Raw genomic sequence first — 11,601 nt, 5'->3', positions numbered from 1 at the left:
TAATGGCAGAAGGTCATACCTTGAAGCCATTAGGGATTTTACTTTATGCCCCTCTCAAGAAAAAGGATGTCTACTGCTGTTTGTCCGGATGTGCAGGTCTCTTTGTGGGAATGGCACCTCTATACCATTTGCATTAAATTCATTAAATATCGCATAGTAGAGTTCGCTCTTCAGCACTGTAGGTCTTTGGATGTAGGTAGAAGTCCAAACGATCAACTCAAACTTCAATGCGCTGTCTCCATACTCCACAAACCAAAAGTCCGGAGCCGGTTTACTCAGCACACCGGGGTGATTGCGAGCAACGTTCAACACAATCTCTTTCACTCTCTCCGGCTTTTCCTTATACGCCACACCCACCGGATAACGAAAGCGAACAAGTCTGTCGCTGTGAGACCAGTTGATCACATTTCCATTTATAAACTGTGAGTTCGGCACGATGACCGATATATTATCATTCGTTACCACCGTTGTGGCTCTCATGGAGATCTCTACGACGTCTCCCGAGATATCGCCAACCTGAATGCGATCTCCCACTTTAATGGGACGTTCAAACAGAATAATGATACCCGACAAAAAGTTATTGGTGATATTCTGAAGACCAAATCCGATACCCACACCAAGTGCTCCCAAGAGCCAGCTAAAAGTACCAAGCTCGAAACCGGCTGACTTAAAGATGAGCAGAAATCCCAAAAACAGTATCAAATATCTAATGATGGTAACAATGGCTGCACGTGTTCCCCGCTCGGAGATACGTACCAAAAGTCTGCTATCCAAAAGCTTAGAAATTCTCCGTACAAGAAAGATAAGAACGGTGGATGCTACTATCAAATAAAGTAGCGTAAGCAGCGTAAAGGTGCTTCCCTTTACATCGAATATGACAAAGTTCATAATCTCCTGAAGCTTTGTCCAGATGTCAGTCATTGTAGTAGAAAGGTTCATAAGGTTAAAGATCATCTTGAAAATAAATGGAGAATTTCCCGTGAGAGTCATAAACAAAAATAGGAATAATATTCCACTTTCAATTCTGTTTCCATCACGGATAAGAGACATTATGATGCCTATATAAATGAATTAAAAATGATTATCTTTGTTCAGTTTACCAGTAATAAAGGAAACACTCACAACAAAAAAACTATATCTTATGAAAGCATTTGTATTTCCGGGTCAAGGTGCACAGTTTGTAGGCATGGGGAAAGAGCTTTACAACAACAATGCCGAAGCCAAAGCCATCTTTGACAAAGCAAACGAGGTACTCGGCTTCTCCCTCACAGACATCATGTTTGAAGGAACAGCCGAAGAGCTTAAGCAGACCAAGGTAACCCAGCCTGCTGTTTTCACTCACTCCTATGTTTGTGCCAAGATATTCGGAGCAGACACCCAACCCAATATGGTAGCCGGACACTCTTTAGGAGAGTTCACTGCTCTTGCGGTAGCGGGCGTATTGGAGTTTGAAGATGCACTTCGTCTCGTGTCGGAGCGAGCTCTTGCCATGCAAGACGCGTGCGATGTAGAACCAAGCACCATGGCAGCGATCCTCGGATTGGATGATGCTGTTGTAGAAGAGGTTTGTGCCGGCATCTCCAGCGGTGTCGTCATCCCGGCCAACTATAATTGTCCCGGACAAGTCGTGATATCCGGCTCTAAAGCAGCCATCGAAGATGCTTGTATCGCTCTTAAAGAAAGAGGAGCAAAGCGCGCATTACCTCTGCCTGTAAGCGGTGCATTCCACAGCCCATTCATGGAACCGGCTCGTCAACGTTTGGCGCAAGCAATAGCAGCAGCGACATTCAAGGCTCCAAAAGTACCGGTTTACCAAAACGTGGATGCTCGTCCACATACCGATCCGGAAGAGATCCGCACCAACCTGATAGCTCAACTCACAGCTCCTGTACGCTGGACACAGAGCGTACAACAGATGGTAGCTGATGGAGCAACAGAATTTATAGAATTCGGACCCGGCAATGTCCTTCAAGGTTTAGTCGGGAAGATTGCATCAGGAATGGCAACAAAGGGGTACTCATAAATAGTAACCGGTTTATGGTAAGAACACAGCAATAATTGTAACATAAACATAGAAGCTTAGAGGGTGTGCCCAAACAGTAATTTGTTCACACCCTCTTTCTTTTTGTTGATATTCGATGCCCGTTTTTGAATCGAGGCTGTGCCAAAGTTCAACTTTGACACAGCCTCGACTTATTTTAATTGTAAGATCTGGCCCGAGCACTATATCCTTTCGGATAATTTTGGAAGTCGAACCTAAACCTTCCAAGTTTTGTTTACCATCACATAAATCCTATATATCAATGCGAACAGAGAATGAAAAATTATTAAAATCTTTTTTAGACGCAATCTGATATGCAAAATCCAAAGAACAAATAGAGTATCTATACCCGGCTCCCATTGTATATTTTGAAAAGACTCCTTGGCGATAGTAGCCGGAGCGTAGAGCTATTCCGCTTGAAGTTGAGGCTTCTAAGCCTACCCCTCCATACAGCGGATAACGTTCTGATGAATGAAGTAAGTAACTTCCCATTGCTGCCAAGGTCAATTTATACTCAGTTGAACATTGAACCGATACAGAGCTACCGATCTGAACTTTTGATGAAAAGAACCACTTCTTCTCAGCTTTAGGAGCAAATAAAGCACCAATATCCGCCATTTTTACGGTAAAAATATAGTCCGCCGGCAGTGTTTTGTTAGCTAAGTGGAATCTTCCCTTATAGGAACTACCAACTGAAGCCACAAGAGCCCTGCTAAGATCTCCATAATGACTCTGAAGATATGAAATTCCGGTAAAGGCTGATAGCTGTTTGGAAATCATGGTTGATGTCCCAAAATCCGCACTCCAAACGATAGGATGAATAGTGGCTCCTTCTCTTCCACTCATATCGACAGAGGGAATAAACAGCCCTGACTGGTACCTCATCCCAGCCATGATATTGAAGCGATCAGATATGGGACAACCTAATTCAATCGCATGTGTCTTAAGCCTTCCATTATCGCTCCGAGGAAGAAGTCCCAAGGAGTAATTGGCATAAGGTCCAACGGAAGCACTGCGAGAAATTGGCTGACTGCCATATAGACTTAAAGTATTACCTAAGCCTAAGTATGCCTCACCAAGAGCCGCCCCTTTTACATTGACATTTGTCTGTAACAGATCAAATATCGGTCTTTCTTGTGCGTGAACAGAAAGAGTGATACCACTAAATAAAAGCAGACCAACAAAAATATTCTTTATTCGTATCATTATCTTAGTTGATTTTTATAAAAGGACGCTTTACTCGCTTGCCATTACCCTCCACAATTAAGAAATAAGTTCCGGCAGAAAGATGCCCGATTTGAAGTGGAATCAATCTACCTTCTTCATTCTCTATTGATACATGTTGTAAAAGCATTCTTTGTCCGTTTTGAGAGTAAACTTCGACTTTGGCAGAATATATATCATCCGATAGTCTGACATTCAACTCTTTCTGAGCCGGAATCGGATAGACCAAATAGACAATATCATCCTCTACAAGTTGGAGATCAAATTGAATTCTTGCTACCGCTCCATGAGGATCCTTAGCTGTAACCTCCATGTGAACAAGCCCTTTCTTTTCCGCTTTTATTGATAATTTATCACCATTTATCACCGGAATGGCAATTGTTGGATTATAGGAATGTGCCTCAAAGCTTAAATCCTCACCCTCAAAGTCTGAAAAATACTTCATCAACTCAAGTTCAAAAGAAGAAGCTTTGGTAATAGGTATTATTTTAGAAGAAATCTTCTCTACTACATTAGGTGCTTTATTGACTGCTACTGTGAAAGGAATATCCAAAACACTCCGACTAAAATCATTAAAGACTATCAGCTTGATGTTATATCTTCCAACAGGCAACACTCTGTGAAAACGGAATTTAATAAGATTTCCTTTCCTTTCAGCCTCTACGCCTTTTGTTTCTCCTTCTATTTTATACTTCCAATCATATCCGTCAGAATCTTCGACTGCAACATCAAGACACGCAGGATCCGATCCCACGAGAAGGATATCTTTATTGCTAGAACGGGAAAGTTTAGGAGGAATTGTTTTCAGAGTTGTAGAATGAAAAAAGTATGGTTTAGATTGATGTCCCCATCTGTCCATTGAAATAATAGCCATTGAATATTCAGAGTCTTGTTCAAGAGAAGATAGCCTATACTTTACAACATCTCCGGACTTAAGCTGAGGTTGGCAAATCTCAATTCTCTTTGCTTTCAAAATATTTTTCTCATTCAACTCTTTATCTTTAAGACAGTACAGATAGTAAAGAATGGCAGTTTCGTCATCTTCATCGGCAACTGCTCGCCATGTGAGGTCTAAATAGTTAGGTCCTCTTTCGACATTAACATTTTCAACCATCTCCGGCTTCTTGTTTTCATCTATGCTAAGGGCCTTTGCGGCATCTATAATCCCGATCCCTAATTTTCCCACAAAATTGGGATTAAAAGAATAAAGATCAAACGGTCTCAATGAAGAGAGCAAACGCTTCTTCAAATCTTCATTGGTAAAGCCTTTTCCTCCAAATTTTGAAAGAACCAAACCGGCAACTCCGGATACCAACGGCGCCGCTTGAGAAGTCCCTTGCATATAGCCATACTGATTGTCCGTAACAGTGCTTAAAATGAGAGCATCCGGATTTCCATAGTCATAATCCCCTCCAGGAGCAGCAATATCTACCCAAACTCCACTATTGGAATAAACAGCACGTTTTCCTGCCGGTCCGATAGAAGAAACTGCAACAACCCGGCTGTAAGATCCGGGAATATACCAGATCTCCTTCGCATTGTTACCTGCGGCAAAAACTACGACTCCTCCTTTCATCGGAGATCCAGAAGCTTGCTCTCCTGTTTTAGGATCTATACCCGCCATATCAATAAAATAGTCAATAGCCACTTTATATGATCTGGGCAACTCATCAGGACCCGAAGAGCCTCCCATTCCCCAAGAACATTGGGCTACTACGGCTCCATGCTCCGCGGCATAAACAAAGGCACGAGGTGCGGCAGCAGGATTATTTCCTTGATCGGAGAAGACCTGGCATGACATTATCTTCACTCCTTTCGACGAGACATCTCCACCTGCGACTCCCGCGACACCAATTCCATTCATCCGACGAGCTGATATGATTCCTGCAACATGAGTTCCATGATCATCAGGCTCTATATTCCCATTATTAAGGACAAAATTATACCCATTCACATCATCGCCATACTCTCTTGTTTCCGGAGGATTGACCCAGATATTTTCTTGAAGGTCTTCATGAGTTACCTCTACACCTCCATCCAACACAGCAATGATAACATTTGGCTTACCGGTCTCTATCTCCCATGCAGCCAAAGAGTTGATATCTATCCCCTTCACATATAATGGAAGCTGTTGAACATTGGAGTGATGCCATTGATATGGGAGGCGGGGATCTGCTTTAGGATTTTCGGATCTTAATGCAAAAGAATTATTGGCTCGTATCGGTACACTCTCCGGTTTAATCGGCTTATATATAGGCTCTGTGTAAGAAAAGACATCCTTAAGATCTTCTGCGGATCTGCCGGCACGAAGAACAGTAGTTTTCTCTTTGTCAAACTGAATATCATACCAAAGATGAAGCCCTGCTGCACGCCTGTATTTCTCATAAGCGCCTCCATTTCCGGGGAATACAGGTGTCATAGACTTCGCACCAATAGATGAGAGAAAAAGATCGAGACTGGACGAGCCGGTTCTTAGGCCATCCTTATTTCCTGTTATGGAAAACTCTTTCTCCAACTCAGGAGTCAGCATGACTCTCAGATATCCCTCTTCTATAAAAGCTTTGTTAGATTCTATTTTTTCAACCTCCGGTTTATTATCTCCCTTATCGGGACGCTCCGGATATTCATCTTTCCGACATCCCATAACTCCTACTGCAAATACAATAAGTATTGCTACAAGATTTTTATGAGATACCATTTTCATTTTTATCTTTCTCATAGCAGCCTATTATTCTTGCATTGGGAGGAACATCATCATTACCGAAGGAAGACCGCCGTTAACCTCTTTCACAGAGCTAACACGAACTCCTAAAAGAAGCTTTTTCTCTTTATGTGGATAAAATCGTCCAAACTCATCTCCCGTAATGATAGGATCCCCAAAGCCTTCTTTTTTAAGAAGAGCCTTAAACTCATCTGTTGGGATATAATTATTCTGATTGGATCTATAGAAAAACTTGCTAATATCGTAAGTGAAACAGACCATATTGGCAAGCCCTTTACCATCTTGATTAAAGATGTAATATCTACCGATGTAGGTATTGTCATTTACATCAAAATAGTAAAAATTATTTGCAGATTTTTTTTCTGAGAACTTTCCACCATGAGTAGATTCCCATGCCACTACAGTATTAAGATTTGTATTTTTTGAAAGATCTCCGTATCCGAATGGCAACCTTTCAAAGGTTGGCATCGGTCCCGGTTGACGTCGAATGAAATTGAATTCTATTCTGGGTTCTTGACGAGGGACATCATAAATGACATTAGCTACGATTTCATAGCGAGTGCCATTGGGCAATTCCTTCCTTACGGCATACGCCCTCTCCTTACCATTATCTCCTTTCAATTCAAATCCCTCTTTAAGAAACAACTGATGAAATTCCGGTTCAATCAACATTGATTGTTCACGAGTACGCAAAGTAGCACCTATCAGTTGCTTTGTGCTGAAAGTATATTTAATATCCAGAATAATAGGACTTTTTACATTGTAAGTGTGGGATCCGCCATTTAGATAAGAAGAGTTATGTTCTACCGAATTTCCTCTGCTTTCCTCAAGTTCTTCCACTTCTGCCATAGTAGCTTCCGGGATCAATATAGGAAGGATGTAGTGAATCAATCCTTTCTGGAGGACTTCAATCTCACGTACTTTATCTCCACTTTTCAAAAAGATTTTTGCATTTCGCTCAGATGGGTCGTTGTTTTCTTCAACCTTTACAACAAGAGTATTATCTCCCGGAACATGTGAAAGTTGAATCCAACTTGCGTTGGTTTCACTCTTCCACTCCTTATTATTGGTAATAACGGTTATTCGAGTGGTGCTTTCTCTCTGCAAAAGGTCTATACGATCTTGAGATACTGATATTTCAGTAGGAACTCCCGCTTGAGCTATCGGGATTTTTCTCAACAATCCTCCTGCAACAACAGATACTTCCGCCTCTCTTTTCTGTACAGTCGTGTTCGGTTCAATATTTATGGTTAGTTCTCTACTCGTTTGATTTGTCTTTACCCACTCTGCATTGGAGAATGCTCCCCATTCTTTTTGGTTAGTGGTTATAACAATTGTTTTACTTCCTCCTTCTACAGAAAAGTCCAATGTAGAATAGTGCGAAAGTTCCAATTCGAGAATATCCATTTTAGAATGGTTGCAGCCCGATAGGATCAACAATAGTATAGTAGAAAAAATGAATAATACTTGTTTAGATTTCATTATTTGTATTTTCTAATTAGTCAGACATAAAAACTTAATTTTTCGTTTTAACATCCACGAGCTTAGGATCTGTGAAAATACCACGATCTTTATCAATTCCAAAAACCATTATCACATAGTCTCTATTTTTTCTCATAGGATGAGTCGTTGGAGTTATAGTTATCTCCCCTTGACTAAATTCAAAGTCCTTTTTTCTTAAGTGAATTGATGCCAATTCATACCCTACGGCTTTCAGCTCCTGAGGTGTTCTATTAGGGGCTCTTCCGTCAATGAAGGACTTTCTTTCATGAACGACCATATAGGTATAATTGCTATTTGATGGAGTAACTTTCGCAATGATTCCATTGTTAAGTACTTCTTCGATTTTCACATCAAACGTAAGATCACTGACAGATTGTTCCGGTAGAGTTTTAATCTCTTTATAGAAAATTTCAGAAGTCTCCGTACCATCATAATTGACACCAAAAGCATACACAATGTAAGAGGTTCCCGGTCGTGCCAGTGAAATTCCTGAATAACTCAAATTCTGATTCAACCGAGACCCTTTCGTCGTAAGTTGCCTTAAGGCATCTTCAATAGAACCGGCACTGTTCCAAAAATGTCTTTCATACTCCAAAATACCATTAGCGCCACCTATTTTATCCCACTCTTCCTTTAAAATAGAAGAGAAGTAATAGATACTCTCTTCATCCGAAGGAACAATAGAGAAGTTCGCATCTATTGCTTGTATTCCGTTTATCGTGATATCAAAAGTCAAAGAAAATTTTGGATTTACGACAACTTCGCAAACAGCCTTTACTGATCCTATGGTTGCAGTAATAGTAGCATTGCCTCTGGAGACTCCTCTAACATTTCCATTTTCCACGATAGCAACTTTTTCGTTTGAAGAAGTCCACACAATACGATCGGTAGAAATAGAATTTGGAGTAATTCTGGCTTCAATCACAAAGCTTTCGCCCTCCATTATCTCTTTTGTCGTAGGATTCAAAACGATCTCAGAAGGCACCGGATTAGGAGTAGGATTACCTGACTCTTTTGAGATAACGAAAGTCTGTCCCTTAAATACTATGATGATCGACTTATCTGTCTCCGTAATCTGTAGATCGGAAGTGCTGCCTCCTGTAGCCTCAACAGGTTCGTTGTCTGAGTTCAATACCAGATGCCATGAAGCTCCTCCATCCACACTATATTCCCAATAGTTATTTTTTTTGTTTACTCTCATTATGGGAGTTACTCCGTTTGCTCCATCTTGCCCGGAAGCTTTGATCTTATTGCCATCCGAGTCATACATGTACTGACCATTGATAGTCCAGTAGAACACCCCATCTTCACCACGCTTTACTCCCATTGATGAATTTGTTCCGTCTGTTCCGTTTTTCAAGACAATCTTATCTCCATTACTCATTTCGAGAAGATAACCACTATTGTCATCGAGGGGGCGATAGCTTTTAATTGAAATATTGGAGCCTTGGGTCTCTAAAAGAGTTTTCATCGCCTTGATGTCTCTATTAGCTCCATCTGTCAATTTTTCAATCTTTGCCAGTCTGGTTTCAACTTCATCCAATCTTCTGTAAACATCCTCAAGATTACTGCAAGCCGATAGCATTAGCATACTAAGGAATAAAAAAAGCATTGTTGTGCATTTTGTTCTCATTAACTTCTCCTTTTTTAGTTGTTAAAATATAGTTGTCTGATCTGTTCGATCTTCTTTCAAACTCAAGCCTCCCGATAAAGTGTAAATTTCAGAAACGGTTATCTGTTCTCAAGTAGTCCGAACTCCCTGTACAGTTATGCCGAGAGGATAAGCCTCTCATAAGGGATCTATTCCTGTTTTTTTAAGAGAGCCAAACAATCCCCATACCAGACTTTACACCAACACAATTCAAGTATAAATGGTTTTTCCCGGCAAAGGTAATATTTATTGTGAATAAAGAGGAGCTTCTTTCCATTTTTTTATTCGGCACTTCCGACTTTATCCATTTGCACACATAATTGGCAAAAAAGTCGTTCAAAAGCACTCCTCGTAGATATACACCTCACAACGGATACATTGAAATGTTTCACATATTTCAGACTCATCCATCGGGGCATAAAGAAACGGTCCGGAACCAAGTATTCACAGACTGAAAGGCGAACGCTTTAGAAGATACAACCTCTGCACATCAATCATAAAAGCACAAGCCGGCTCCTCCCTCAGACCATATCTACTCCGGCTTTACCGCAACACTTTCTACCCGACTCTGTCCAACGCTTTAAAAGAACAGCTTTCTGGTATTTTCATTTTGTTCATGCCATACTTTATATGGTTTAGAGAGCGAAAGCAAATACCTTTTTATGTATTTCCGAAAAAGTTGATTTATAAGACGTTGATAGAAAGGCGTATCAGCTGCCACTCTATCGTAATAGGTCTGCAGAGTGTCTCTCCTAAAGTGCAAAATCTTTTCGAGGTTATCTCCATCCGCATACAGCCCACAGTGATAGTTTCGCTCGGCAAAAGCTTTATCAGGAAAGTCGAGAGCGCCCAAACCTCTTATCTTAAAGTTTTTCTCCAAAAGCTCCTTGTACGTTGTCCGGCAAGACTCTCCTCCTCCAAGATTAAAGATATGTCCTCTAAGCTCTTCCCGATGATCCACGGCAGCCACTAAGGCACGAGCCGCATCTTGAGGTGTAATGATCTCTATGGGGGTAGACAAAGGCATATAGAACATAATCTTGGAGAAGTGATGGTTACTTGCACCCATCACCATAGTCAAGCGAAAGATGCTCCAGTCGAGCCTGCTTTTCTGGAGCAACTCTTCCATTCGGATTTTGCTCTCGCCGTAGTTGTCCGGATAAGGAGGAAGCAAAGGATCTCCGACACGAATATTCGGATTATTGAGCCGATCTCCATACACAGCCACAGAAGAGGTCATCACCACAAAAGCATTCGGGGAGTTTTTGGTCAGCAAGTCTATTAAGTTCTCCGTGCCGAAGATGTTCACTCTGAATGTCAGATTGGGATCTTCATAGGCCTTAGGAGGAATCACCGAAGCAGTATGAATACAGACATCTACGCCTTTGGTCGCTTCTTCCAGATCTTCCGGCCTTCTGATATCTCCGTAGAACGACTCAATACGATCCCGATACCTGTTCAGAAAAGCCTCGCTTTTACGAGTCTTCAAATCAAAAGCTCGGATATTGTACTTGTGCGACTCGGACAGAAAAAGCTCCAGCGCCCTACTTCCGACCGTCCCGGATGCTCCTGTAATCAGAATGGTTCGCTTCATATTGACATCTTCATTTTTTTGGTTTGTCATCACACACTTTCATATTATAGCCTCCTACGACTCTATCATTCACCGATCGGCTCAACACAAGGGGGATAAAAGGGGTGGTATACTCTGTCTCAAGACAGAAACTCTGCTTTTAGCCTCTTTCCTCTAAAAAAAATCGACTCAGAGAAGAAGCCTTAGCTTGACATTCTGGCAACAACCATCTGCCAATATTCTTCCGATTCTGCTCTCCCCTGTTCAAAACAGAATAGACACCGAAGCTCCGGACTATTCTCAAAGGTGGGGTACTACTTGAAAGAGCAAACGATACCGGAGGTGAAAGTACTCTCTATCGTCTAAGCAATAAACCGACGAATCTGTTTCGGTCTTCTGTCAAATCATTTTCTGTTACTAACATACAACACAAAAGTAACATTTTAAGTCCAATATATCAAATAAATAGCACCAAATATTTGCCCCATTTTCTTCTTTCGTTTCGTCTCCGAACAGGCTCTTTACAGCATCGCTCCTCGTGATCCGATTTGGCTAATTGAAATATCGTTGCTATCTTTGCGTACCAAATGGAAATAATGGTTCCTTGGCCGAGTGGTTAGGCAACGGTCTGCAAAACCGGAGACGGCGGTTCAAATCCGCCAGGAACCTCTACAACAGATGCTCCGAAATCTTTCAGTAAGGTTTCGGAGCGTTTCTTTTTCGCCCTTCCACCTTGTCTGCCTATTTCCTTGAGCTTTTTACTCGGTCTCTCTTATCCCCTACTTCCAAAAGGGTAAATCTCCTCCCAGAAAAACGTTCTCTGTTTTGAGAAAAAAGGGCAAGCCTATACCCCGTTTTTCTCACCCGAAAAGAGGAGGTTTTCAAAA

General features: G+C 41.4%; 7 protein-coding genes and 1 tRNA gene. 2 read left to right on the top strand and 6 right to left on the bottom strand.

All coding sequences use genetic code 11. The annotated features are described in order from the left end of the window. Positions 1–54 precede the first annotated feature (54 nt). On the bottom strand, positions 55–939 hold the full coding sequence (locus tag HQ43_RS03330) for a mechanosensitive ion channel family protein (protein WP_052089712.1): 885 nt from the start codon (positions 937–939) through the stop codon (positions 55–57). A gap of 202 nt (positions 940–1,141) precedes the next feature. Between HQ43_RS03330 and fabD the strand changes: the two genes are divergently transcribed. Next, entirely contained in the window at positions 1,142–2,023 is an 882-nt protein-coding gene (gene fabD, locus HQ43_RS03325; RefSeq protein ID WP_036789652.1) for an ACP S-malonyltransferase, read from the top strand. A gap of 270 nt (positions 2,024–2,293) precedes the next feature. Here the strand turns inward: fabD and HQ43_RS03320 are convergent, their stop codons facing one another. The 5 genes from HQ43_RS03320 to HQ43_RS03300 all read right to left on the bottom strand — a co-directional run bounded on the left by HQ43_RS03320 (position 2,294) and on the right by HQ43_RS03300 (position 10,765). Continuing rightward, positions 2,294–3,247 (bottom strand): PorV/PorQ family protein, encoded by a 954-nt coding sequence (locus HQ43_RS03320; protein WP_036789650.1) that lies wholly within the window; start codon positions 3,245–3,247, stop codon positions 2,294–2,296. A 4-nt stretch (positions 3,248–3,251) separates the two neighbouring features. Then, positions 3,252–5,984 (bottom strand): S8 family serine peptidase, encoded by a 2,733-nt coding sequence (locus HQ43_RS03315; protein WP_081964530.1) that lies wholly within the window; start codon positions 5,982–5,984, stop codon positions 3,252–3,254. A 9-nt stretch (positions 5,985–5,993) separates the two neighbouring features. Next, entirely contained in the window at positions 5,994–7,469 is a 1,476-nt protein-coding gene (locus tag HQ43_RS03310; protein ID WP_081964529.1) for a BACON domain-containing protein, read from the bottom strand. Between the two features lie 34 nt (positions 7,470–7,503). Continuing rightward, on the bottom strand, positions 7,504–9,123 hold the full coding sequence (locus HQ43_RS03305) for a PL29 family lyase N-terminal domain-containing protein (RefSeq protein ID WP_081964528.1): 1,620 nt from the start codon (positions 9,121–9,123) through the stop codon (positions 7,504–7,506). A gap of 598 nt (positions 9,124–9,721) precedes the next feature. After that, positions 9,722–10,765 carry an NAD-dependent epimerase/dehydratase family protein gene (locus HQ43_RS03300; protein ID WP_200879547.1) on the bottom strand — a complete coding sequence of 348 codons (1,044 nt, stop codon included), beginning with the start codon at positions 10,763–10,765 and terminating at the stop codon, positions 9,722–9,724. 547 nt (positions 10,766–11,312) lie between these two features. On the opposite strand from HQ43_RS03300, the gene HQ43_RS03295 reads away from it, so the two are divergent. Continuing rightward, a tRNA-Cys gene (locus HQ43_RS03295) sits at positions 11,313–11,383 on the top strand. Positions 11,384–11,601: the final 218 nt, after the last annotated feature.

Origin of the sequence: Porphyromonas canoris (assembly GCF_000769115.1) — a bacterium.
In the GTDB taxonomy this organism is placed as follows: domain Bacteria; phylum Bacteroidota; class Bacteroidia; order Bacteroidales; family Porphyromonadaceae; genus Porphyromonas_A; species Porphyromonas_A canoris.
This window is presented reverse-complemented; position numbering and strand designations above follow the sequence as displayed.